Source organism: Amycolatopsis sp. NPDC114484 (assembly GCF_055633755.1).
In genome coordinates, this window is the sequence record NZ_JBVKDQ010000019.1 from 100,037 (window position 1) to 124,653 (window position 24,617).

Consider the following 24,617-nt stretch of genomic DNA (forward strand, 5'->3'; position numbering starts at 1 on the left):
CAGGGACGAAAGCGCATCTCCGGCCGGTGGCGCCGGGGTCGGCGGGCCGGGGGGCTGCGCGCAGGCCCCGGTGGTGGCGAACCACGGGGTCGCGGATGGGGCTGGCCCTGTTCCCGCGGCCGGGGTCGGTCGCGTTGGGAGACCGCGAGATCGCCGAACTGCTCGACGCCGCGGAGTTGGCGGGCGGAGCTGCGCGGCGGGCCCCGGCCGGTGGCGCGAGGGGCTGGCGGACGGAGCTGCGCGCAGGCCGGTGGCGCGAGCGGTCGGCGGGCGGGGGGCTGCGCGCAGGCCCGCTGGCAAACCGCGGGGTCGCGGACGGGGCTGGCCCCGATTCCCACGGCCACTCCCCCTCCACCGGCTCCACCGCACCGCAGCACCCTGCCGGACCTCAGTAAGCATGCCCAGCGGGCAGGTAACTCCGCACCCATCACATTCCGCTGTGGACAGTTTCAAGCCCCTCCGCGCACGAACGCGGTCGCGAATCGCCGCCCGCTCCCCGCCGCCTCGGCAACTGCCTTCCGGACACTCGCTCCCGTCCGCGATCCGGCGGCCGTTCCCGGCCACCCGCGGAAAAGCAAGTCCGAGACCGCCCGGAACGGGAAGCGGCCACCGTCCGAAAAGGACAGCGGCCGCTCTTCCCGTCGGACGACGGGGAACCGGGAGTCACCCGGGCACTGCGCCCGCGGCCGGTTCGTCGGCCAGGACGATCCGGGCGTCCACTCCCACCCGCAAATGCTCCTTCACCGCCACGACGCCGTCCACGCGGCCGACCAGCGCCAGCATCACCGGGATCACCGGGAGGACACTGCGGCGCTCGACCGTGCCGCTGAGCGACACGACGCCGTCGCGCACCGCGATGTCCAGCGACGCCGGGTCGAGGCACAGCTCGCGGTCCAGGACCTCGTCGCGCACCTCGTCGCGGATCTCGTTGTCCGGCCGCAGGAACACCCGCCCGAGGTCGCCGCGCGAGACGATGCCGGCCAGCGTGCGGTCGGCGCCGAGCACGGGCAGGCGGTGCACCCGGCTGGCGTTCATCCGCCGGACCGCGCACACGACGTCGTCGTCCACGCCGATCGTCACCGGCGGCGTCGACATCACCTCGGCCACCGTGCCGGCCTTGCGCCAGCCGAGGCCTCCGAAGCGACGGCCGGACCGCCGTCTCGACAAATCGCCGCGCGTGACGACGCCGAGAACCCGGCCGTCCTCGCCGACCACCGGCGCGCTGGCCACGCCCCGCCGCACCAGCACGGCGACGGCGGCCCTGCTCGGCGTCTGCGGCCCGACCGCGGCGACGTCGGCCGTCATCACCGCGCGGACCTGGCGGGTTCTCCTCATCTCGGGCTCCTCACAGCGAGGGATCGGGGCGAGCGGCGCCCGGCCCGCGTTCCCCGGCCGAGCGGGCCGGGACGACGACCACCGGGCAGTACTCGGAAACCGAACCGACCAGCACGCGCGGCGCCCGGCTGTGCCCGCGGCTGCCCAGCACCGGCATCGCCGCGCCCGCGTCCGCCCGGACCAGCGCCGGGCCGGGTGCGCCGTCGATCGCTCCGGTCCGCACCCGCCCCGGATCCGCGCCGGGACAAGCCTTGGCGACCGTCGCGTCCAGCTCGCGCAGGTACCGGGACGCGATCTCCTCGTACGAACGCGCGACCGCCGGTTCCAGGTCCGCGAGCGGGTCGAAGGTCCAGGCCCGCGGCGCCGCGACCGTCCGGTCGCTCGCCGCCGCCTCGGACAGCGCCCACCGCACCGCCGCGGCGCTGCCCGGCGAGCCGTCCGCGCCGACGACGATCTCGCCTTCGTTCGCGGCGGTCATGAGCTTCTCCTCGCCTCCGGTCAGTCCGAGCCGCGCCCAGCCGCCCGGACGGTCCACAGTGGACCGTCCGGTGCCGGCGCGCTACTCGACCTCGATCTTGATCTGCTTCTCGTGCGGCTGCCCGACCAGCGGCATGGAGACCTCGAGGATGCCGTCGGTGTAGCGGGCGGCCACCTCGGCGGTCACCGCCCCGGCGGGCAGGTGGACCGTGCGGCTGAACTTGCCGTAGGAGAATTCGCTGCGGCCGTCGAGGTGCTTGCGCTCCTCGCGGTCCGCCTCGACGGTCAGCATCCCGTCGTGGGTCGTCACGGAAATGTGGTTCTCCGGGTCGAACCCGGGCAGTTCGGCGCGGACCGTGTAGGTCCTGCCGTCGGTGGACTCCTCGATGCGCACCGGGTTGTGGTCGGCGAACGGCCACGGCCGGTCGAGCCAGGCGGCGATGTTCGGCAGCGCCATCCGGGAACCGGGCAACAGTGACGTCATTGCGCACTCCTTTCTCGGGAACGGTGTCGCCCCTCAAGGAAACCGCTTCGGCCGCCGCCGCGACGCGGCCGGACTGCCCGAAGCCGAAGGCCGAAAGTCACACACCGGACCGGCCGCGCTCCGGCGAGCACCCGGCCGACTGTCCACTGAGGACCGAACGAACCCGATCGCGCGACCCGCTGGTGCGGAGTCCGCGGCCGGACATGCCGGAGGGCGCCGAGAGCTCAGCGAGCCACCGCGACCGGGCACACCGCGTGCGCCAGCAGCCAATACCCCGTCGAACCGAGCAGCCCGCCCGCCACCGGGCCGCGCGCCCTGGCCCCCGCGACGATCAGCTGCGCACCAGCGGAAATCCCGGACAGCGCCCGCGCCGCCGAGCGCACCCGCACCACGTGCACGCGCACCGGCACGACCGGATGCTTGCGAGACCACGCGGCCACCTGCTCCCGCAATCCGGCTTCCCGGCCCGAACGGCCGCCGTGCCACGCGTGCACCGCCTCGAGCCCGGCCCCGCGCGAAACGGCGGCGTCGAAGGCGAAAGCGAGTGCGCGCTCGCCGCCGTCGGAGTCGTCGAGGCCGACCACCACCGGGCCGTCGGCCGCCGCGTTGCCTCGGATCACCACCACCGGGCAGCGCGCGGACGCGGCCGCCCGCAGCGCCACCGACCCGATCGCCCCTCCGCGCGCGCCGCCGAGCCCGTGCGCGCCCAGCACGAGCAGCCCGGCTTCGTCGGACAGCGCGGCCAGCAGTTCGGCCGCCGTCCCGAGCCGGACGCACATCCGCACCGGGACCGCGGGCGCGGCCTGACGGGCGGTTTCCGCCGCCTGGCGCAGCAATCGGCGCGCGGGCCCCATCAGGAGCTCGGCGTCGCCGGGCGGCTTCCCGTGCGGCAGGAGGTCCGGGTCGTCGCACAGTTCGGCGTGGAACACCACTAGCCCGGTCCCGCGCCGTCCGGCCTCGACCGCCGCCCAGCGGACCGCCGCGAGCGCCGCCGTGGACCCGTCGGCCCCGACGACCACCGGCCGGCTCACCGCCATCGCTCCCGGTTCTCCTCGCCCGCGTCCCGTTCTCCCGCTCGCCGGCCGAGCACGGCGCCGTGCTTGCCGCGCTCGGCGGGCCGGCTGCGGGCGGCCCCGGGTGACGGGGCCCTCCGCTCCTTGTCCATCACATGCCTCCTCCGGCCGGTCACTGGTAGTCCAGCGGCGACGCTAGGCCGCCCCGCCCCGGCCCCACTGCGGGCGGACGTCCGCGGCGCGGGAGTCTTTGGTCCCAGTGCGAAAGGCGCTGCGGCCCTTCGCACGGGTTCAGCGGGCGGGTTGTGGCTCCGCCCGCTGGCAGGACCTGCGCTGATCAGCGGAAGGAACGCCGAAAACCCGTCCGGCACACCGGAATCTCCCCGCTCGCCCCGCCGTCCAGCAGACCCGCCGACGCACCGCGTGATGGCACGGCGTGGACCGATCAGCCGATATCGAACCGAAAACCCATGCAGGACAGCCCCGCTTGCTTTCGCCGCCACCGAGCACCAGCGGCCACCGCGCGCCGACGCGGCCCGGAACCGAGCAGCGGCGGCTCGCCGAAAGTCCGCGCGGCGCCGCCGTCACGGACCGTTCGGCGCGCCCCCGCGAAATTGCGCCGTCTCCCGAACGGCATTCCGCCTAACGGACGCTCTCAACGCCGCGGCGATTCCACCGGACGGCCGGATTTCGCGCTCCGCCAATCAGCCGCCACGGTTTCCCGGAGGATGCGCTGCGCCGTCATCCGGGTCGCTTGCAGCGACGAATGCGCTTCCCGGGAATTGAACACCCGCCGCGGGGCCGCCACGCTCAGTGCGGCCACCGCCGTCCCGGTCACGTTGAAGACGGGGACCGCCGCGGCGAGCAGCGCGCCGGGGACCCGCGGGTTGAACGACACCTCGCGCCGCCGGATCTCCCGCAGTTCCGCGCTCAGCCACGCCGGGAGGCCGCCGCCGTTCTCGTCCTCGCCCCGGTAGCCGGCGAACACCGCGAACCGCGCGGCGAGCCCGGGGTCGAACGCCATCAGCACCCTCCCGGCCGCACTGTTCGCCAGCTGGGAATCGTTTTCGATGCCCTCGGCGAGCGAACAGTAGCCGCTGCTGTAGATCAGGTGCACGAAATCGACGACATTGCCGCTGGCCACCCCGAGGCCGACGACGTAGCCGGTCCGCCAGTGAATGTCGATCAGGGACGGGAGAATGCCTCTTCGAAGACGTTGCAGTTCCTGCGTGGAACCGGGTCTCGCGAGCCGGCACACGGCTTCCCCGTGCCGGTAATGGTATCCGGCCCGCACGACCATTCCGTATCCCTGCATCTCGGCCAGCAGCCGGTGCACCGTGCTTTTCGGCAGCCGGGTCGACCGCGATATCTCGCTCAGCGTTTCGATCCCGCCCGAATCGCGAATAGCGCTCAGGATCGAAAGCGCGCGGGGAATCGGCCTTCGCGGCACCACGCTCGTACAAGCCCACCGTCCGTTATCGTCGCTCACAGTCACGACCGCAACCTCCACCGAATCCACAAGTCCCTCGTGCGCGCGACGCCGGGGAGTCCCGCTCCCGCACGCGGGGCGCCGCCCCGGCACCGCTGCCCAGTGCGGTCCCGTCGCGCTCCGCCGCTCGCGGGCGGCACCGCGCCTCGCTGCCGCCCGATTCGTCCGCCACCGGCGTCTTTCCTGATGCAGTCCTGTTCTCGCGCCGGACGCCCGCCAGCTTCATGCTTGCCCAGGAGCGCGTCCGGCACAACCGGACGCACCCGTTCACTGAAACAGATCGCCCCAGTGGCGCAGCGCGTTGGCCTGCACGCCTCGCCAGGCGACCCGCCCCTGCCCCGAACCGGGCGCGACCGGTCACCCTGCGTCGCCATTGCGCGTTCGCGCGCCGTCGTGTTCGCGGACTGTGACAATCGCGCATCCCCTGTTTTCGTCCGTCGGAGAACCTGACGGAAACGTCGCACGAAAACCCGGCGCCTAATCCGCCAGGCCGGAGAGAATATTCTGGGCAATCCCGCGTTTTCGCCGGGGCGCGGCGGCGGGCTCCGGGGGCGGCGGGGCCGCCGCTTCGGCCCCGGCGTCCCCGCGATCGGCGGGCGAATCCGGCTCCGAAACCACGATCGGGCGAGCCGGCCACGACGGCGGGGGGTGGTGCCGTCTGTGCCGACATCGGGAGAATCAGCGGGACCGTCTCCGGCTCCCGCCGCGCCTCCGCCGAAAGACCATACCAGCACTCAGTCGACGGCGAGCGACCAAACGAGGACGCAGAGCGATGTTCCAGCTCGCGGAACAGGGCCTTGACTTCAGCACGGCGAACGAACACACGACTCGCGGGACCGCGTCAGCCGGACTACGCCGTCCATCGCGATTGTAGTGGAGTACAACCACGATTGTGTTGGCATACAACGCGTTCTTCTCCGCCATCGCGCGAATCCGAAGCGGGCGCGCGGTCTTCCCGACGCACGAGGAGCGCCGTTCACGCGGCCTCTGGGCCGGCGACCACTCGTTCGCAGACCCCCAGGATCGTGCGCCGGTCGACGACGGGCCAGGGCTTTCCGGCCGAAAGCCGCCGGAGCTCCGCGTCCGGTTCGAAGGCCACTGCCTTGCCCACGCACGGGAAGATTTCCGCGTCCGAGGCGGAATTCCCGATCGCGAGGAAGTTCTCCGCGCCGAACCCGGCCGCCTCGGCCAGGCAGCGCACGAACGCGAGTTTGCCCCCGGGCGCGCCGGGTGCGGACAGGAGACGTCCGGTGAACCTGCCGTCGGCCACTTCCACGACGGCGCCGTGCCCGCCGGACAGCCCGAGGTCGATCGCCGCCTCCTGCACCGGGAAATCGTGGTTGCCCGACAGCAGATGGATCCGGTATCCGCTCGCCCGCAGCAGCGAGAGCAGTTCCGGGACGAAGGAGAACAGTTTCCCCCGGCTGGCCCGCCAGGTTTTCTCCGCGGCGAACCGGGCCTGCGCGACCGAAGCGCCTTTCATCGCGAGCGCGTACAGCCGGTAGATCTCGTCCATCAGCCCGAGCGGCGCTTTCTCCTCGGCGGCGAACCGGTCGATGGCCTCGAGACAGGACAGCCCCGCTTGCCGGTCGCAGGTGCCGTCGTCGATCAGAACCCGCAGATAATGCCTCGAAGTGTGCCCGGGAAGAAGAGTTCCGTCCAAGTCCAGAATGGCGTATTTCGTCGCGCAGCAGTTCATGAGTCACCCTGATCCGTCGCATCCACGAAAACAGCGCTTTCCGCGATTTTCCGGGCTGACAGTACAACGGCGCGGCTCCGGTACCGGCCGCTTGTTCCATGCCCCGGGACAACTGTCCCGGCCCGGGCCGGTCCCCCGGAAACGGGGTGATAATCGGAAAACATCCTCGAGCGCCTCGGGCCGGGGACTCGAATCGCCCGCGTCAGCCGATCAGCCGGCGGGCGATCCCGGCGCGGGTGCTGAGGTCGAGTTTGTTCAGCACCCGAGCCACATGCGCGTCCACCGTGCGCGGGCTGAGGAACAACTCCGCCGCGATCTCCTTGGTCGTCAGCCCGCGCACCACCATCTCCGCCACCTGACGCTCCCGGCGCGAAAGAGCCCGCCCGTCCGCCGGCGACCGCAGCTTGCGCCGCCCGGCCAGCCGCCGCTGCACCTTCGTCGTCTCGCGCAGCAACGCGTTGGCGCCCGCGCTCCGGAACACCTCCCGCGCCTCGCCGATCCGCTGGGTCGCCGCATCGAAGTTTTCCTGCCTGCCCAGCACTTCCGCGACCAGCAGAATCGCGCGGCCGCGGTGCAGCACCATCCCCGCCCGGCCGAACGCCACCGCCGCGGCCGAAGCGTCCGTCAGCGCGGCGGCGAGATCGGCCTCCGCGGCCAGGACCGTCGCGCGCGCCAGCAGCGCGATGCCGAAGTCGCTGTTCAGCCTGGTCACCGCGGCCCGTTCCAGCGCGTCGGAGGCCCACCGGCGCGCGTCCGCGGGCGCTCCTTCCGCGAGCGCGACCCGGCAGTCCTGCGCGAATCTGGCCACCAGCAACGGATTCGCCGTCCGCTCCACCGGCTGCTCGACGGCCCCGGGAAACATGCCGAGTTCGAAACCGGCCTCGGCCAGGATGTGCTCGACCGTCCGCCGCCACCACTCGACGGCCGGGCGCGGCATCTTCTCCACCGTCCGCCACTGTTGTTCGGCCGCCGTGCGATCTCCGGTCGCGAGCAGGACCCGCAGCTGGATCGCGGCGGCCATCGGCACGACGTCGTGGTGGCCGAACCGGGTCGCGGCGGTTTCCGCTTCGGCGGCGGCCTCCGCCGCTTCGGCGAGCCGGCCCAGTTTCCAGAGCACATAGCCGCGCACCGAATACAGGAACGGCAGGCCCTGCCGCAGTCCGGCGGCGCTCAACGGCAGCGCCCGGTCCAGCAGGGCGAGCGCGCGCCGGTCGTCGTCGAGGAAGCAGGAGGCCCAGCACAGCGCGGGCACGGTGTAGAGCACCGAACGCAGCTCGCTGTCGTCGAGCAGGTCGAATCCGTCGGAGGCGGCCTGTTGGGCGTGCCGGGCCTCGGCGGTCCGCCCGGCGCAGGCCAGCCCGATGGCGGCGAGCGCCGCGATCGCCGATTGCACCGCCGGCCCGGCGCTCGGGTCGGCCGCGGTCCGGCGGAGCCGTTCCTGTGCCCCGGCGGTGTCGCCGTCCAGCAGTTCCAGGTGTGCCAGTTCGAGCTGCGCTCGCGCGTCGGCCTTGCCCGACGCGGCAATGGCGGCCTCGGCGATCGACCGCGCGCGCCGGGTCCGGCCGAGTGCGTGCTCGCACCGGGAAAGCAGCGCGAGCACCCGGGGCGAGTCCGGCAGGGTCGCCAGCAGCGCCCGCGCCCCGACCGGTTGTCCCGACGCCAACAGCGCTTCGGCCCGCAGCACCGACAACCGGCAGTGTTCGTGCCCGCCGCGCATCCGCTCCGGCAGGTTCGCCACCGCCGCGCCGAGCCAGCGGGCGCACGCCGCCGGATCGGTGCCGAGCACCTCCTCCCCCGCCGAAGCCAGCTCGCCGACCGCGACCAGATCGTGGCGGTACAAGGATTTCTCGAGGTGATAGGCGCGCAAGGCGAGCGGCGCGTCGAGTTCGCGCAGGTACGCCGCCGCCCGGTGGTGCGCGCCCGCCGCCCAGCCGCGTCCGGCCAGCCGCGCGGCAGCGGCACGGACCAGCGGATGCCGGAACCGCAGCCCCGTCGCCCCTCCCGCCAGCACGCCGCGGCACAGCAGCCGTTCGATCGCGCGGCCGACCTCGGCCCTTGGCAGCACCGTCATCGCTTGGACCAGGTCCGCGTCGATCGTCGTGCCGCCGCACGCCGCGGCCTGGGCGACCAGCCGCTCGGGCTCCGGCAGCGCCGACACTTCGGCGAACAGCACGCGTTCCGCCGGCAGCATCGGCCGGTCTTCGACCGCCGCGCCGCCGTCCTGCCCCGGCCACTCGTGCGGCGGCAAATCGGCCAGCAGCAACAGGTACAGCGGGATGCGCTCGGCCGCGGCGGCGATCCGCGCCCGCTCGACGTCGTCGTGCCCGGGCAAAAGCCGGGCCACCTCGTCGTCGGTGAAGGCGGGCAAGGTCACGTAACGGGCCGGGACCCGTTCAGAGCGCAGCAGGCGGGTCAGCGCGGGCTGCTGCTGCCCGTCGCGCACGGACAACACCAGCCGCCGGTCGCTGTCCGGTCTTCGGACCAGGGACATCAACAGCCGCAAGGACGCTTCGTCGGCCCACTGCGCGTCGTCCACGACCACCAGCGATTCCGTTCCGAGCACCTGCGCGAGGCGGCGGCCGAACCCCCGCGATCCCCCGGGTCCGGCCGCGGGCACCGCGCACACCGGGTCCGGCGCCCGCCGGGCGACTTCGGCCAGCAGGCGGGTTTTCCCGATCCCCGGCCGCCCTTCCACCACGGTCACCGCGGCCGAGCGGTCCAGGCACGCGGCCAGTTCCGCCGACCTGCCGACAAACTCCTTCTCGACCACGCTCTCCCCCTTCGCCCGACCAGCGAATTGCGGTAATTCTACGGATGCTGGCACCCGTTATCTTCCGGTTTATTTGAGGCCCGGGACAAACCCGGTAAACAATCCGGGCAAGCGGGAACAGGTTAGTGCCCGCGCCCCGGCCGGGGCTATCGGCCAACAGGGAGAACCTCGGCCGCGCGCCGAGCCCGCCACGAATCTCGCAGGAGGATCGGTGAGCAGCAGCGGACCTGGGCGTTTACCGCGACCGGGACGGGGGCCGGGCGTTCGATCGGAACGCGCCGCCGGAACGTTACCGAAATGGCCCGGACACTTTCCGCAGCCGACCGGACACGCCTCGCTCGCAATTACTCCGGAGTTCTTCCGGAGCACCACTGGTGAGCACCGGCGAGGAAGTTCTCGCAAAACTGCTCCGATCGGCCGAATTGCGCGTCCGGGTGCCGATAACCGGCCAACGGATAAGCGCGCCGAACGGCGACGGCACAATTGCCCTCACGCGACGCCGCGGCGGCCGGAATGAGCGCCAAACGGGTTCTGGTGGCCGGGGCCGGGCTGGCCGGTTCGCTCGCCGCGATCCACTTCGCCCAGCTCGGGCACCGCGTGGAGATCCACGAACGCCGCCCCGACCCGCGCGGCGCCGGCGCGGGCGGCGGCCGGTCGATCAACCTCGGCCTTTCCCAGCGCGGAATCCGTGCCCTGGACCAGGTCGGGCTGCTCGGCCCGGTGCTGGCCGCGGCGGCTCCGATGCGCGGCCGGGTCATCCACCAGCGCGACGGCGAGCTGGATTTCCAGCCCTACGGCTGCCACGAGGACCAGATCCTGCGCTCGGTGCTGCGCGACGACCTCAACCGGATCCTGCTCGCCAAAGCCCTGGAATACCCGAACGTCAGCGCCCGCTTCGGCGTCACGCTCACCGATCTCGACCGCGGCAGCGCGACCGCGAAACCGGTCTGCACTTTCGACGGCGACAGTGGTCTATACCATACTTCGGCGGATCTCGTCGTCGGCGCGGACGGTGCGTTCTCGGCGGTGCGCACCCGGCTGCTGCGCGGCCTGCCCGCGGACTTCCGGCAGCGAATCCTGCCCTGGGGCTACAAGGAGTTCGCGATCGCCGCGGGCCCGTCCGGCGAGGTGCGCAGCAGTCCGGACGCGCTGCACGTCTGGCCGGGCGACGACGGCCTGGTCGTCGCGCACCCCAACATCAACGGCTCCCTCACCGCGACCGTCTTCCTCCCGCTGTCCGGCGACCCGAGCTTCGCCACGCTCACCACCGAAAAGTCGGTGCGCGCGCTGTTCGACACCCGGTTCCCGGACGTCCGGGAGCTGGTTCCCGACATCGTCGAGCAGTTCCTCGCGCACCCGACAGGACATCTCGTGACCGTCCGGAGTTCACCGTGGCAGCACGAAGGCCGCGTGGTGCTGATCGGCGACGCCGCGCACGCGGTGTACCCCTTCTACGGCCAGGGCATGAACTCCGCTCTGGAGGACTGCGCGGTGCTGCGCGACTGCCTCGCCAACGACGACTGGGCCGAAGCGCTCCGCACCTTCGAACTACGCCGCAAGCCGCACACCGACGTCCTCGCGGACCTTTCCGAACAGAACTTCGACGAACTGCGCACCCGGGTGGCCTCGCCGCTGTTCCTGGCCCGCAAGAAAGCGGACCTGGTGCTCAGCCGGGTCTTCCCGAAGCGCTGGATGCCGCTCTACACCATGGTTTCGCACACCACGATCCCGTACGCGGACGCCTTGCGCCGCGCCCGGCGCCAGCACGCCGCGCTGGCCTGGGGCAGCGGCGGCGCCGCGCTCGCCCTCGCCCTGACCGGCGGCGCGCTCGCCCGCCGGAAAGCCGCCGGACCGCACTCGCCTGGAGACCGAAGCTGATGCTCACCCATCCGACCGACCCCGGCCGCGTCCTGGTGGAGCGGCACGACCTCGACCCGCTCGCCCTTCCCGAACGCCTGCTGCGGTACGAGGTCCACCTGCGGGCGATCTTCGACTGGGGCCGCGGCTACCTGTCCGGCCCGCATCCGGACCTCGGCCGCGGCGGCAACGTCTGCCCGTTCGCGCAGCCGTCGCTGGAGCGCGGCCGGTTCTACCTCGCGGTCGAACCGGGTGTCCCGGCCGCGGGCGCGCGGCTGCGGCAAACCCTGCACTGCTACCGGGACTGGTTCCTCGACCTCGCGCCGCGCGGGCGCCCGGGCGCGCAGCTGACCACGATCCTCCTGCTGTTCCCCGACGCGCCGCCGGACGACCGCTCCGGCGTGGTCGACACCGTGCAGCACGCGCTGAAGTCGGAGTACGTCGCCGAGGGCCTGATGATCGGCGAGTTCCACAACGGCCCGCCGGACAAGGGCGGGCTGTGGAACCCCGCGTTCCGTCCGCTGCGCAGCCCGGTGCCGATGCTGGTGGTCCGGCACATGGTGCCGACCGACTACCCGTTCCTGCGCGCCGATCCGGACCAGGCGCGCGCGTACCTGCGGCTGTTCGGCGACCAGGTGCCGGTCCAGCTGCGCGAACTGGTGGAGCACGACCGGCTCGCCCGCGAGCTGGACGGGACCGAGGCCGACCAGGCCGGGATCGGGGCGCCGTGAACGTCTTCCCGTGCTCCCCGGGCCAGGAGCGGCTGTGGTTCCTCGACCGGCTCGACCCCGGCTCGCCCGTCTACCACGTGCCCACCGCGCTGCGGTTGTCCGGACCACTCGACGCCGACGCCCTGCGCCGCGCCTTCACGAGAATCTCGGCCCGGCACGCGGCACTTCGGACCGTCTTCCGCGAGCGGGACGGCGTTCCGGAGCAGGTCGTCACGGAGAACGGCTTCTCCTTCACCGTCCGCGCGGTCGAAGACGACGCGGCCGCACAGGCGGCGGCTTCGGAGGAGATCCGCACCCCGTTCGACCTGACCTCCGGGCCGCTCGCCCGGGTCCTGCTCCTGCGCCAGGCCGAGGAGCAGCACGTTCTGGTCGTCACGCTGCACCACGCGATCGCCGACGGCTGGTCGGTCTCGCTGCTGCTGGACGAACTGGCGGAGAGCTACCGGGCCGAGCTGTCCGGCACCGGACCGGACCTGCCGCCGTTGCCGATGCAGTACGCGGATTTCGTGCGCTGGCAACGAGAACACCTCGACGGCCCGGAAGGCGCCGAGCTGCTGCAGGAATGGGCGGACCGGCTGCGCGGCGCCCCCGAGCTGATCACCCTGCCGACCGACCGGCCCCGGCCCGCGAACGCGTCCTACGCGGGCGGCATCCACGAGTTCCGGTTCCCGCCCGCGCTCACCGAGGACGTCCGCGCGCTGGCGAACGCTTCCGGCGCAACGGTTTTCATGACCGTGCTGGCCGCCTACCACGCGCTTCTCGCCCGGTACAGCGGTCAGGACGACGTCGTCGTCGGCACCGTCGTCGGGCAACGCTCGCAGGTGGAGACCGAGCGCCTGATCGGCTTCTTCGTCAACACCGTCCCGGTCCGGATCTCGACCTCCGGCGCGCCGGCCTTCGCGGACTTGCTCGTCGATGTCTGCGACGCACTGGTCGACGCCCTCGGCGGGGCGGAAATCCCGTTCGAGCGCGTGGTCGAGGCGGTCCGCCCGGAACGCAGCCTCGGCCATTCGCCGATCTGCCAGGCCGGATTCAACGGGCACGGCGACGGCGCGCTGCCACAGCTGGCGGGAGCGACGGTCACCGACTTCGCCGGTCCGCACACCGGCACCGCGAAGCTGGACCTGATGCTCGGCGTCCGCGACGAAGGCGACTGCCTGCACGGATACCTCGAATACCGCGCCGATCTGTTCGACGAAGCCACCGTCGTCCGCTTCGCCGAGCACCTGTGTACCTTCCTCGCCTCGGTCACCGCAGACCCGACGCAGCGGATCGACGCAGTCGCCCTGCTGGACGCCGCGCAACACCGGGAAGCGCTCGACAACGACACCGCCCTGCCCACCGCAGCCACCGCGCTGGACCTCATCGCACCGCACGTGCGCGAACGCGGATCGGCGACCGCGATCGCCGGTTCGCTGAGCTACCGCGAGCTGGACACCCGCGCGAACCGGCTCGCCCACGCCCTGCGTCGCCACGGGGTCGGCCCGGACGTCCCGGTCGGGCTCTGCGTGCGCCGCTCCGCCGAGATGGTGGTCGCGCTGCTGGCGGTCTGGAAGGCCGGTGGCGCCTACGTTCCGCTCGACCCGGAATGGCCGCTGGAACGGCACGCTTATGTCGTCGAGGAGGCCGACGTCCGGATCGCCGTCGTCGACCGCGAAAACGCTGGCCGGCTGCCCCGGTTCGAGACCGTGCTGGACGTCGACCTCGACTACGCCGAGCCGGACACCGCTCCGGCCGTGGCGCACGATCCGGCCGATCTGGCGTACCTCATCTACACCTCCGGCTCGACCGGACGGCCCAAGGGCGTCGCGGTGCCGCACCGGGGCGTGGTCAACCTGCTCACCGGCTTCGCCGACCGGCTCGGCGTGACCCAGAACGACGTCTGGGCATCCGTCACCACGCTGGCGTTCGACATGTCGGTGCGGGAATTGCTGATCCCGCTGATCCGCGGCGGCTCGGTCGCGGTGATCAGCACCGAGGACTCCGCCGAGCCGGTCGCGCTGTCGCGGCGGCTGGCGGACTGCGGCGCGACGATCCTGCAGGCCACGCCCACGCGCTGGCGGATGCTGCTGGCGTCCGGCGGAGTGCCCGCGAACGTCCGGGAACGGCTGTGCGGCGGCGAAGCACTCGACCGCGAACTGGTCGACGCGCTGTCCGACGGCCGGGTGTGGAACCTTTACGGCCCAACGGAAGTCACGATGATCGTCTCGGCGGGCGAGGTCGGTCCGGGCGGGCCGGTGGTGCCACTGGGCCCGTCGTTGCCGAACACCCGGCTGCACGTGCTCGACGCCGGGCTGAACCCGGTCCCGCCCGGCGTCGCAGGCGAGATCTTCGTCGGCGGCGCGGGGGTCAGCCGGGGCTATCGCAGCCGTCCCGGCCTGACCGCCGAACGGTTCGTGCCGGATCCGTTCGCCGCCGGCGGGAGCCGCCTCTACGCCACCGGCGACCTCGCGCGGCGACGCGCCGACGGGACGCTGGAGTTCCTCGGCCGGACCGACCACCAGGTGAAAATCCGCGGCCTGCGCATCGAACTCGGCGAGATCGAAGCCCGGCTGCGGGCCGGTCCCCAGGTCTCGGACGCGGTCGTGCTGGCTCGCTCAGCCGGTCCGGACGACGTGCGGCTGGTCGCCTACGTCGTCTCCGAAGACACCGAATGGGCGCCGCTGCGGGACCGGCTGTCCAGCCAGCTGCCCGCGTATCTCATCCCGCAGACCGCCGTCTTCCTGCCCGCGCTCCCGTTGACCAAGAACGGCAAGACCGACCGGACCGCGCTGCCGGAACCCGTCTGGGAGTCCCGCGAAACGGACCGGGTCGCCCCGCGCGACGCCGTCGAACGGGAGCTGGCCGGGCTGTGGCGAGAGGTGCTGGCCGTCGAGGACCTCGGCGTGCACGACGATTTCTTCCACCTCGGCGGGCATTCGCTGCTCGCCGCGCGGCTGCTGGCCAAGGTGCGCGAGCACTTCCAGTCCGGCGTCGGGCTGCGCACGCTGTTCGCCGCGCGCACGATCGCCGCCTTCGCCGCGGCGCTGCGGGCCGCCGAAGCCGAACCCGGGGTCACCGACGAGATCGCGCTCCTGCGGGAACGGATCGCCGCGCTGCCCGACGACGAGGTTCTCGCCCTGCTCCAAGCCGATTCCCCTCCAGGAGCGCATCGATGACACAGCACGAGCGAGAGCAGCTGTTCCGGCTGCTGGCCGCGCGCGACGGGCTCGGCGCCGCACCCGGCTCGATTCCCCGCCGGACCGGCGACGCGCCCGTTCCCTTGCTGCCCGCGCAACGGCAGTTGTGGTTCCTGGACCGGCTCGGCGCGCGCGACGGCGTGTACACGATCTCCCAGTCCTGGCGGCTTGCCGGCGCACTCGACGTCGAGGCGCTGCGGCGGGCGCTGGCCACGGTCGTCGACCGGCACGAGGCGCTGCGGGCCGGGTTCGCCGAATCCGACGGAGAGCCGGTGCAGATCGCCGCGCCGCCCGGAACCGCGCCGGAACTGTCCTATGTAGACCTTCGCCGCTCGCCGGAGGCCGCGGATCCGGTCCTCGCCGCCGAACGAGCCCGCCCGTTCGACCTGACGCGACCGCCGCTGGTGCGCGGCCTGCTGGTCGCCCTCGCCGACGACGTGCACCTGTTCGTCCTGACGCTGCACCACATCGTCGCCGACGCCGCGTCCGTCGGGATCCTGCTGCGCGAGCTTTCCGCGCTCTACCCGGCGAACGCGCCCGCGCTGCCCGAACCGCCCGTGCGCTACGGCGACTACGCGGCCTGGCAAGCGGCCAAACCGCTGGAAGCGGGCGAGCGGTACTGGCGCGAACACCTCCACGACGCTCCGGCACTGCTGGAACTGCCGACCGACCGACCGCGCCCGCCCGCCGAATCGTTCCGCGGCAACGGTCATTCCTTCCAGCTGTCCGCGGCAGCCGACCTCGCTGCCTTCTGCAGCCGCCACGGCGTCACCGCCAACACCGTGCTGCTGACCGCTTACGTGCTGCTGCTGGCCCGGCATGCCGGCCAGGACGATGTCGTGGTCGGCATGCCGATGCGAGACGAGACCGTGCCGGGGATCGAACAGTGCGTCGGTATGTTCGCCAACACTGTCGCCGTCCGGACCCGGCTGGCCGGGGACCCGACCGTCGCCGAAGTGCTCGCGCAGGTGCAGGACGCCTGCTTGGGCGCGCTGGAGCACCAGAGCTACCCGTGGGAGCGTGTGGCGCAAGACCTGCGGCCGGCGCGCGACCTCAGCCACAACCCGGTGTTCCAGGTGATGTTCGTGCTCAACTCCGCCGGGGCCGGGCTCGAACTGCCCGGCATCCGCGCGGACTGGCTCGACCTCCCCGTGACCACCGCGCGCTTCGACCTCACGCTCGCGCTGGCCACCACCCCGGACGGGATCGAGGGGCAGTTCGACTACGCGACCGACCTGTTCGACGCCGCCACCGTCGCCCGGTTCGCCGACCAGTACGAACACCTGCTGCGGGCCCTGCTCGCCGCCCCGGACGCTCCGGTGTCCACAGTGGACGCCTTGCCGCTCGCCGAGCGAACCCGGCTGCGCGACGGCGGCCACCCGGCCCCGCCCGTGGTCACCGACGGAACCCTGGTCACCACGCTCATCACCCGCCAAGCCGCGCAGACTCCCGACGCTATCGCCGTGGCAGACACTCTCACCTACGCCGAACTCGTCTCCCGTGCGCGACGAATCGCCGGGGCCTTGCATGCCTCCGGAGTCCGGCGCGGCGACGTCGTCGCCCTCGGCCTGCCCGCGAGCCCGGACGCCATCGCCGGGCTGCTCGGCGTGCTCCTTTCCGGTGCCGCCTACCTGCCGCTCGACCCTGGGCACCCGCCCGCGCGGCTGGCCGAACTGCTGTCCGACGCCGCCCCCGCCGCCCTCGTCACCCGCCGCGAACACACCTTCCCGTTCGACGGGCCGGTGCTGCACACCGACGACCTCCCCAGTACCGCTGTCCCGCCTGAGGTCGACCTCGGACCGGACGACCTGGCGTACGTCATCTACACCTCCGGCTCCACCGGTGCCGCGAAGCCAGTCGCCGTCTGCCACGGCGCACTCGCCGAACTGGCCGACGCCTTCCGTCAGCTGCACGGATTCGGCCCCGGCGAGCGGGTGCTGATGATCCCGCCGCTGACCTTCGACGCCGCCGCCGGCGACATCTTCCCCGCACTGGTCTCCGGCGCCGCCCTGCTGCCCTGGCGCGACCCGGCGTCGCTCACCGGCCCCGGCGTCGTCCAGCTCTGCCGCGACCGCGGCATCACCATGGCCGACGTGCCGTCCGCACTCTGGCAGAAGTGGGTTGCCGAACTGGCAACGGAAAACACCCCGTTCGACTGTCCACTGCGGACGATGATGGTCGGCGGGGAGGCCGTCCCGACCACCGCCGTGCGGACGTGGGCGGCACTCACCGAGGGCCGCGTCGAACTGCACAACCACTACGGCCCCACCGAAGCGACCGTCTGCGCGACCAGCTACCGCACCCTCGACGCCACCGAACTCGACGGCCGGGTGCAGCTGCCGATCGGCACCCCGCTCCCCCACGCCCGCGCCTACGTCGTCGACGACCTGCTGCGTCCAGTGCTGCCCGGTGCCCCCGGCGAACTCTGCCTCGGCGGCGACGCGCCCGCACGCGGCTACCGAAACCGGCCCGGCGCCACTGCGGAGAAGTTCGTGCCAGACCCGTTCTCCCCGGTACCCGGCGCGCGGATGTACCGCACCGGCGACCTCGCCCGCCTCGACGGCGCGGGACGGCTGGAATTCCTCGGCCGCGTCGACCGGCAGCTGAAAGTCCGCGGCCACCGTATCGAGCCGGCCGAAGTCGAAGCGGCCTGCCGACGCCACGCCGACGTCCAGGACGTCCTGGTCACCGCCCGCGCGAACCGACTGGTCGCCTACCTCGTCGGCGACGACAGCCTCGACCCGCTGTCCGTCCGCTCCGCACTGCGCGCCGCGCTGCCCGGATACCTGGTCCCGGACGCCTTCGCGGTGCTCCCGGAATTGCCGCTGAACGCACACGGCAAAGTCGACCACCGCGCACTCCCCGAACCGACAGAGACGACAGTCGGGTTTACCGAACCCGAGGGCGAACTCGAACAACGGCTGGCCGCGATCTGGGCCGCAGTACTGGACGTGGACCGCATCGGCCGCGACGACGACTTCTTCCTGCGCGGCGGGCATTCCCTGCTGGCCGGGACGCTGATCGCGAAGATCCGCGCGGAACTGGACACCGAGGTCCCCGTGCGAACCCTCTTCGAAGCCAGCACCCTCGCCGCCTTCGCCGACGCCGTCCGCACCCCTGGCGACCGGGAAGACGACCGCCTCGCCGAGGTCCTGGCCGACGCCGTGCTGCCCGCCGACCTCGACCCGCGCTGCTCGCCCGCGCAAGCCGAGGCCGCGATCCAGCGCGCGATGGCCCCGCGGATCGCCTTGCTCACCGGAGCGTCCGGCTTCCTGGGCCCGCACCTGCTCGCCGATCTGCTGCGGCACAGCGACGTCGTGGTGCGCTGCCTGGTCCGGGCTGCCGACGCAGCCGAGGGTGCCGCGCGGATCGAGCAAGTACTCCATGACCACCTTTTGTGGGACGACAGCTTCCGCCCCCGGATCGTCGCCATCCCCGGCGACCTCAGCGCGCCTCGCCTGGGTCTGTCCGCAGCTGAGCTTGACGCGCTGGCCGAGGACCTCGACGTCATTTTCCACTGCGGCGGCGAAGCGAACTTCCTGCGCCCATACGGCCAACTGCGGCCCGGCAACGTCCTCGGCACCGTAGAACTGCTCCGGCTGGCTTGCCGAAGCGGCGGAACCCCTGTGCACCTGGTGTCGTCGCTGGGCGTCTATCCGCTGGACCGCGACGCAGTGATCACCGAGGACGTCCCGCCCGACGACCCAGCCGGTTTGGATCGCGGCTACGAACAAAGCAAATGGGCCGCCGACCGGCTCGCCCGGGCCGCCCGCGAACGCGGCCTGCCGGTGACCGTGCACCGCCCGGCCCGGGTGACCGGCCACAGCCGGACCGGCATCGGCCCGCTCGGCGACCGGTTCGCCAACCTGTTGCGCTGCCTCGCGCTGCTCGGAACCGCACCGGCGGAGGACTTCGACATCGAGGAGGACATGGCCCCGGTCGACCACGTGTCCGCCGCCATCGGCCACCTCTCGCGACGGCGCGCCGGCTACGGCTGCGATTTCCACTTCCACAACCAGCGCACGATCCGGTTCGGCGAGGTGGTCGCCGGGATGCGCTCGTTCGGCTACCCCGTCGAGGCGGTGCCGTTCTCGGACTGGCACACCGCGCTGGCAGCGGCTGCCGTGGAAACGGCGGACCCGGCGCTGAGCGCGATCACGGCGATGATCGAACGGACGTCGCCGCCCCGGCGGACGGTTTTCGACTGTTCGCACACGGAGGTCGTGGTCGCGGCGGGCGGATTGGTCTGCCCTCCCGCGGATCGTGCTCTGCTGCAGCGGTATCTGGCGCATTACGTCCACATTGGACACCTTCCCGCCCCGGCGAGACCGTCCGTGAGGGCCACCCTCACGGACTCAGAGTCCCTCAGGGTTCCCCTCACGGACCACCCGTCCCACCGCACCCGCGCATCCGGCCCCAGCCAGGCGGCAACCCGTAAGGAGCACCGTTGACCACGATGGGAACGCGAGGATTCGTCCTCCTCTGGTCGGCACAGCTGGTCTCGATCGTCGGCTCCGCGCTGACCGGGTTCGTCCTCGGCGTCTGGACCTACGAGCGTTCCGGCTCGGCCACCCAGTTCGCGCTGATCATGCTGTCCGGCGCGATCCCCGCGCTGCTGATCGCACCGTTCGCGGGCGCGCTCGCCGACCGGCTGCACCGCCGCCGGATCCTCGTCGCCGCGGACGGCGTCGCGCTCGTTTCGGTCGGGGCGCTGGCGCTGCTGATCAACGCGGACCAGTTGCAGACCTGGCACGTCTACGTCGTGACCGCCCTGACCGCGATGTGCGGAACCCTGCAGCAAGTCACCTTCAGCGCGATGATCCCCCTCCTGGTGCCGAAACAGCACCTCAGCCGGGCGAACGGGCTGTCGCAGGTGGTGTTCAGCGCGCAGATCGCCGCGCCGGTCGTCGCCGGGACGCTGCTCGCGCTCGCCGGACTGCGCGGGGTCGTGCTGATCGACCTCGTGACGTTCGCCGCGTCGCTGCTGGTCGTGGCGCTGGTTCCGCTGCCCCGCGCGGCAGTGCGCACCGCCGCGCCGGAGCCGGGTGCGCCGTCGATCTGGCGGCAGGTCCCGGCGGGCTGGGCGGAGCTGCGGCGGCGTCCCGGGCTGACCGGGCTGCTCGGCGTGCTCGCCGGGTTCTACTTCTGTTTCGGCGTCGCCGGGACGCTCGTCCGCCCGCTGGTGCTGTCCTTCGCCAGCCCCGCCGGACTCGGTTTCCAGGTGTTCGCGGGCGGCTGCGGACTGTTCGCCGGGAGCCTGGTGATGGGCGTCTGGGGCGGGCCCAAGAAGCGGATGCGCGGGATCGCCGCCTTCATGGCGTTCGGCGGGATCGCGCTGGCCGTCCACTCGCTGGCGCCGTCGCTGGCGCTGGTCATCGCGATCGGGCCGTTCTTCCTCTTCACCCTGCCGGTGATCACCGGCACCGCGCAGACCGTGCTGCAGAGCAAGGTCGACCCGGCCAACCTCGGCAAGGTCATGGCGACCTCGCGAGCGGTGTCGCAGGCCGCGAGCCCGGTGGCCTACCTCGTCGCCGGCCCGCTCGCCGACGGCGTGTTCGAGCCGCTCATGCGCCCGGACGGCGCGCTGGCCGGTTCCGCAGGCCAGCTGATCGGCACCGGTCCCGGCCGCGGCATGGCGCTGATGTTCCTGCTCGCCGGACTGCTGCTGGTCGTCCTGGGCGCGCTGGCGGCCCGGCCTTCGCTGCGCCGCGTGGAAGAACTGCCGGACCTGCTCGAAGAACCCGAACCAGAACCCGCCGCGGTGGCGACTATCGGAGAGGAGAAGGGAAAATGACCACCCTCGAACGGACCATCCCGGTGCGCGTGCTCGCCGCCGACCCGTTCCTGCGCGCCGGACTGGAAAGCGCCCTTTACGGCCGCGCCGAGTTCACCGGCGGCGACGGCGGGGTCGCGGTGCTGGCTGTCGACGAGGTCGACGACGCGGCCGTCGAGGCGATCCGGACCGCGAAGGAACGCAACGCCACCGTGCTGCTGGTGACCGGCAAGGTCGACGCGGCCCGGGCGGCGCGCGCGATCGAGGCGGGCGCTTGCGGGGTGCTGCGGCGAGAACAGGCCTGCGAGCAGACGCTGGTCTCCGCCGTGCGCGCGGCCGCGACCGGCCACGGCACCATGCCGCCGGACTTGCTGAGCGACCTGTTCGAGTCACGGCAGAGCGCGGAGCCCGAAGTGCCGACGTTGGACGACCGGGAACGCGACGTCCTCCGCATGGTCGCCGACGGGCACGAGACCGCGGAGATCGCGTCCGCTCTGGCCTATTCGGCCCGGACGGTCACGGCGATCGTGCACGACATCACCCATCGGCTGCGGCTGCGCAATCGCGCGCACGCGGTCGCTTTCGCGCTTCGGCAGGGGCTTATTTAGGCTCGCGCCGCCAAGGTCCGTGAGGGGAACCCTGAGGGAATCTGATTCCCTCAGGGTTCCCCTCACGGACGCCGGGCCTGGCCTAGATCAAGCCGTTCCGCACGGCATAAGCCGCCGCGTGCGCCCGGTTCCGCACTCCCAGCGTGGCCATCAGGTCGTACAGCGCGTTCTTCACCGTGTGCTCCGACCAGCCGAGCTCGGCCGCGATTTCGCTGTTGCTGTACCCGTCGGCGACGAGCCGGAGCACCCGCAGCTCGCGTTCGCCGAGCTGCGGCCGGTACGCCGCTTCCCCGTCCACCCGGCCAGTGTAGGAGATCCGCTCATCCCGGCAGCTCCGAACCGCGCGTGGCCGGGTCGGCCGCGACCGTGTGCACGACCTGGGCGAACCGATCGGCCATCGTCTTCGCGGCGGCTTCGGTGAACAGCGCCCGGTCGTAATGCAGCGTTCCGGCCACGCCGTCGGGATGCTCGCGAACCGTCACCAGCACGTCAAAGGGATTCCCGCCCTGCCCGGCCCGCCACGGCTCAGCGCGAACGCCGTCGAGCCGAAGCCGGTCCGCGAGCGAGCCGAGCGACTGGAACGCCACCTGCGCCACCGGATTCCGGCTCAGATCGCGCGGCGGCCGCAGCGCCGTCACCACCTGGTCGAACGGGACGTCCTGGTGCCGGAACCCGCCGAGCACCGCCTCCCGCACCGCGTCGAGCACCTCCGGATACGCCGGATCGCCGGGGACGCGCACGCGCAGCGCGAGCGTGTTCACGAACAGCCCGATCAGGTCTTCGGCCTCGACCGACGGCCGGTTGCCGGCGAACGTGGCGACGACGAGATCGTCCTGGCCGGTGGCACGGCGCAGGTCGAGAACGAAAGCGGCCAGCAGAGCCATGAACCCCGTCGCGCCCGCCTCGGTGGCGACCGCGTCGAGCGCGGAGATGACGTGGCGTGGCAACGAGAATTCGACAGTGCCTTCCAGCTGCGCTTGACGAGCCGGCCGCGGAAGGCTCTCCGGGAGTTCGATCGCCGGAGGCGCGCCTTCCAGCGCGGACTTCCAGTATTCGAGGCCGGAACGGTCCGGCAGGACAGCGGACTCGGCCAGCTCCGGCAGCGCGGACGCCCGCCCCGCGTAGCATTCGGCGAGGTCGCGCCAGAAGATCTCCATCGAGGTGTCGTCGGCGATGATGTGGTGGAGCACCGCGAGCAGCGTGAACCGGCCGGGCCCGCCGCGGATCACCGTGCACCGCAGCAACGGCCCGCGAGCCAGGTCGAACGGCCGCGAGATCTCGGCGTCGACGGTTTCCTCCGCCGAACCGTCCACCACCGTCAACGACACCTCGGATTCGGCGGCAACGACAAGTTCCGGCTCGCCGCGACGGCTCCGGAACGTCGTACGCAACGTCTCGTGCCGCCGGACCACCTCGGCCAGCGCACGCCGCAACGCCTCGACGTCCAGCTCTCCGGTGCATCGATAGGCCTCGTACATGGTGTACGTCGAGGAAGGTCCGGACAGCTGGTCGAGAAACCACATCCGGTGCTGTGCCGCCGAAATCTCTTTCTGTCCACTGTGGACCTCGGTGGCCGGCGCCGAAGCGACCACCTCGGCCAGCTCCGCGACCGTCTTTGCGACGAACAGATCCGCGACGGACAACCGCCGACCGGTGCTGCGGGAAACCCGGGCGCAGATCCGGGCAGCGGCCAGCGAACGGCCGCCGAGTTCGAGAAACGGGTCGTGGACGCCGACCGGGCTGATCCCGAGCGCGTCCGCCCAGATCTCGGCGATCGCCTTTTCGGTCGCGCTCCGGGGTTCGGCGTACGCGACCGCCAGCGCGGGACGGGCACTGTCGGGCGCGGGCAGCGCGTTGCGGTCGATCTTGCCGCTCGGGGTGAGCGGCAGCGCGGCCAGCGAGGTCCACACCGCCGGAAGCATCGGCTCCGGCAAGGTGCGGGCCAGGTGCGCCCGCAGCTCGGACGTCGAGGGCGGGGCTCCGTCGCGGTACACGCAGTAAGCGACGAGCCGCTCGTCATGCACCGCGGCCGCCGCCGCGGCGATCATCGGGTGTGCGTGCAGCGCGGCCTCGACCTCGCCGAGCTCGATCCGGTTGCCGTGGATCTTGACCTGATGGTCGAACCGGCCCAGGTACTCGAACGCGCCGTCCTCGCGCTGCCGGGCGCGATCGCCGGTGCGGTAGAGCCTCTCGCCAGGCTTCTGCGCGAAGGGATTGGGCACGAACTTCTCGGCAGTCAGCGCCGGACGATTCAGGTATCCACGCGCCAGCTGCACTCCCGCGATGGTCAGCTCGCCTTCGAGGAGATGAACGCGAGTGTTGGCGATCGGACGGCCGATGGTGACGGTCTCCCCCGGCAAGCACCGGGTCGCCGTGACGTCCACCGAGGCCTCTGTCGGCCCGTAGAGATTGTGCAACTCGGCGTCAATGACTTGATGGAACCGTTCCGCCAGCTCGTCCGGCAGCGCTTCACCGCTGCACAAGACTCGCCGGACCGGCAGCGAAGGCACCGGACCGGCCAGGAACGCCCGCAGCATCGACGGCACGAAATGCACCGTGGTGATTCCCTCGGCCATGACTTCGGCGAGATAGACCGGGTCGCGGTGCCCGCCCGGCCGCGCCATCACGAGCGTCGCGCCAACGGAGAACGTCCAGAAAAACTCCCACACCGACACATCAAAACCGAACGGCGTCTTCTGCAGCACGCGGTCTTGCGGTGTCAGACCGTACTCGTCCTGCATCCACCGCAGCCGGTTCACAATCCCGCGATGCTCGACCACGACACCCTTGGGCCGCCCCGTCGACCCCGAGGTATAGATCACGTACGCCGCGTTCTCCGGCCGTACCGCGACATCCACCGGTGCCGTCGGCTCGTCGAGATCCGTGAGATCACCCGGCCCGACCACCACTCCGGTGCCGGAATCCTCGACCATGAACCGCAGCCGGTCCTGCGGATAGTCCGGATCCAACGGCAGGTAGGCCGCTCCCGCTTTGAGGATTCCCAGCAGCGCGACCACCATCTCCAGGCCGCGCTCGAGCCGCACTCCCACCACCGACTCCGGACCGACCCCCATCGACCTGAGCCGGTGCGCTGCCTGGTTCGAGAGGGTTTCCAGCTCCGCGTAGGACACTTCTCGGTTGTCCGCGACCACGGCGATTCCACCGGCAGTCACGCCCTCGGCAACCAGGTTCAGCAATGTCT

15 protein-coding genes and 1 pseudogene are annotated in these 24,617 nt (G+C 72.1%); 6 read left to right on the plus strand and 10 right to left on the minus strand.

The features are described 5' to 3' along the window. Positions 1-663: 663 nt before the first annotated feature. The 8 genes from ACZ7SW_RS35360 to ACZ7SW_RS35395 all read right to left on the minus strand — a co-directional run bounded on the left by ACZ7SW_RS35360 (position 664) and on the right by ACZ7SW_RS35395 (position 9,267). Positions 664-1,335: a CBS domain-containing protein gene (locus ACZ7SW_RS35360; RefSeq protein ID WP_470234713.1), complete on the minus strand. Its 672-nt coding sequence runs from the start codon at positions 1,333-1,335 to the stop codon at positions 664-666. Between the two features lie 10 nt (positions 1,336-1,345). Next, entirely contained in the window at positions 1,346-1,813 is a 468-nt protein-coding gene (locus ACZ7SW_RS35365; RefSeq protein WP_470234714.1) for a universal stress protein, read from the minus strand. 81 nt (positions 1,814-1,894) lie between these two features. Beyond that, positions 1,895-2,296: an Hsp20/alpha crystallin family protein gene (locus ACZ7SW_RS35370; RefSeq protein ID WP_470234715.1), complete on the minus strand. Its 402-nt coding sequence runs from the start codon at positions 2,294-2,296 to the stop codon at positions 1,895-1,897. Positions 2,297-2,520: 224 nt separating this feature from the next. Further along, positions 2,521-3,333, minus strand: a complete 813-nt coding sequence (locus tag ACZ7SW_RS35375; protein WP_470234716.1) for a universal stress protein — start codon at positions 3,331-3,333, stop codon at positions 2,521-2,523. Continuing rightward, the gene (locus tag ACZ7SW_RS35380) at positions 3,324-3,461 is read right to left on the minus strand and encodes a hypothetical protein (RefSeq protein WP_470234717.1); all 138 of its coding nucleotides are present in this window, start codon (positions 3,459-3,461) and stop codon (positions 3,324-3,326) included. Before ACZ7SW_RS35380 ends, ACZ7SW_RS35375 begins: the two co-directional genes overlap by 10 nt. A 503-nt stretch (positions 3,462-3,964) precedes the next feature. Continuing rightward, positions 3,965-4,804 (minus strand): IclR family transcriptional regulator, encoded by an 840-nt coding sequence (locus tag ACZ7SW_RS35385; RefSeq protein ID WP_470234718.1) that lies wholly within the window; start codon positions 4,802-4,804, stop codon positions 3,965-3,967. 970 nt (positions 4,805-5,774) lie between these two features. Further along, positions 5,775-6,497: an HAD family hydrolase gene (locus ACZ7SW_RS35390; protein WP_470234719.1), complete on the minus strand. Its 723-nt coding sequence runs from the start codon at positions 6,495-6,497 to the stop codon at positions 5,775-5,777. Positions 6,498-6,699: 202 nt separating this feature from the next. Beyond that, positions 6,700-9,267 (minus strand): helix-turn-helix transcriptional regulator, encoded by a 2,568-nt coding sequence (locus tag ACZ7SW_RS35395; RefSeq protein ID WP_470234720.1) that lies wholly within the window; start codon positions 9,265-9,267, stop codon positions 6,700-6,702. A gap of 513 nt (positions 9,268-9,780) precedes the next feature. Between ACZ7SW_RS35395 and ACZ7SW_RS35400 the strand changes: the two genes are divergently transcribed. Genes ACZ7SW_RS35400 through ACZ7SW_RS35425 form a run of 6 tightly spaced genes read left to right on the plus strand, consistent with a single transcriptional unit; the run spans position 9,781 to position 21,415 of the window. Continuing rightward, a complete protein-coding gene (locus ACZ7SW_RS35400; RefSeq protein WP_470234721.1) occupies positions 9,781-11,145 on the plus strand; it encodes an FAD-dependent oxidoreductase in 1,365 nt (454 codons plus the stop codon). Continuing rightward, positions 11,145-11,855: a DUF6875 domain-containing protein gene (locus tag ACZ7SW_RS35405; protein WP_470234722.1), complete on the plus strand. Its 711-nt coding sequence runs from the start codon at positions 11,145-11,147 to the stop codon at positions 11,853-11,855. Before ACZ7SW_RS35400 ends, ACZ7SW_RS35405 begins: the two co-directional genes overlap by 1 nt. Further along, positions 11,852-15,013: an amino acid adenylation domain-containing protein gene (locus ACZ7SW_RS35410; RefSeq protein WP_470234723.1), complete on the plus strand. Its 3,162-nt coding sequence runs from the start codon at positions 11,852-11,854 to the stop codon at positions 15,011-15,013. Before ACZ7SW_RS35405 ends, ACZ7SW_RS35410 begins: the two co-directional genes overlap by 4 nt. Further along, on the plus strand, positions 15,010-19,485 hold the full coding sequence (locus tag ACZ7SW_RS35415) for a non-ribosomal peptide synthetase (protein ID WP_470234724.1): 4,476 nt from the start codon (positions 15,010-15,012) through the stop codon (positions 19,483-19,485). The genes ACZ7SW_RS35410 and ACZ7SW_RS35415 overlap by 4 nt, the downstream gene beginning before the upstream one ends. A 5-nt stretch (positions 19,486-19,490) precedes the next feature. Further along, positions 19,491-20,828 carry an MFS transporter gene (locus ACZ7SW_RS35420; RefSeq protein WP_470234753.1) on the plus strand — a complete coding sequence of 446 codons (1,338 nt, stop codon included), beginning with the start codon at positions 19,491-19,493 and terminating at the stop codon, positions 20,826-20,828. Beyond that, entirely contained in the window at positions 20,825-21,415 is a 591-nt protein-coding gene (locus tag ACZ7SW_RS35425) for a helix-turn-helix transcriptional regulator (RefSeq protein WP_470234725.1), read from the plus strand. The genes ACZ7SW_RS35420 and ACZ7SW_RS35425 overlap by 4 nt, the downstream gene beginning before the upstream one ends. 82 nt (positions 21,416-21,497) lie before the next feature. Here the strand turns inward: ACZ7SW_RS35425 and ACZ7SW_RS35430 are convergent, their stop codons facing one another. Further along, complete coding sequence (locus tag ACZ7SW_RS35430) at positions 21,498-21,713, minus strand: response regulator transcription factor (RefSeq protein ID WP_470234726.1); 216 nt, start codon at positions 21,711-21,713, stop codon at positions 21,498-21,500. Positions 21,714-21,735: 22 nt separating this feature from the next. Then, positions 21,736-24,615 (minus strand): annotated as a pseudogene (locus ACZ7SW_RS35435) (amino acid adenylation domain-containing protein); the annotation flags it as partial. Positions 24,616-24,617 lie beyond the last annotated feature (2 nt).

What these genes read in the sequence shown, in the direction of transcription:
- ACZ7SW_RS35360 (WP_470234713.1), bottom strand. Translation starts at nt 1,335, where the DNA reads ATGAGGAGAACCCGCCAGGTCCGCGCGGTGATGACGGCCGACGTCGCC.
- ACZ7SW_RS35365 (WP_470234714.1), bottom strand. Translation starts at nt 1,813, where the DNA reads ATGACCGCCGCGAACGAAGGCGAGATCGTCGTCGGCGCGGACGGCTCG.
- ACZ7SW_RS35370 (WP_470234715.1), bottom strand. Translation starts at nt 2,296, where the DNA reads ATGACGTCACTGTTGCCCGGTTCCCGGATGGCGCTGCCGAACATCGCC.
- ACZ7SW_RS35375 (WP_470234716.1), bottom strand. Translation starts at nt 3,333, where the DNA reads ATGGCGGTGAGCCGGCCGGTGGTCGTCGGGGCCGACGGGTCCACGGCG.
- ACZ7SW_RS35380 (WP_470234717.1), bottom strand. Translation starts at nt 3,461, where the DNA reads ATGGACAAGGAGCGGAGGGCCCCGTCACCCGGGGCCGCCCGCAGCCGG.
- ACZ7SW_RS35390 (WP_470234719.1), bottom strand. Translation starts at nt 6,497, where the DNA reads ATGAACTGCTGCGCGACGAAATACGCCATTCTGGACTTGGACGGAACT.
- ACZ7SW_RS35400 (WP_470234721.1), top strand. Translation starts at nt 9,781, where the DNA reads ATGAGCGCCAAACGGGTTCTGGTGGCCGGGGCCGGGCTGGCCGGTTCG.
- ACZ7SW_RS35405 (WP_470234722.1), top strand. Translation starts at nt 11,145, where the DNA reads ATGCTCACCCATCCGACCGACCCCGGCCGCGTCCTGGTGGAGCGGCAC.
- ACZ7SW_RS35415 (WP_470234724.1), top strand. Translation starts at nt 15,010, where the DNA reads ATGACACAGCACGAGCGAGAGCAGCTGTTCCGGCTGCTGGCCGCGCGC.
- ACZ7SW_RS35420 (WP_470234753.1), top strand. Translation starts at nt 19,491, where the DNA reads ATGGGAACGCGAGGATTCGTCCTCCTCTGGTCGGCACAGCTGGTCTCG.
- ACZ7SW_RS35425 (WP_470234725.1), top strand. Translation starts at nt 20,825, where the DNA reads ATGACCACCCTCGAACGGACCATCCCGGTGCGCGTGCTCGCCGCCGAC.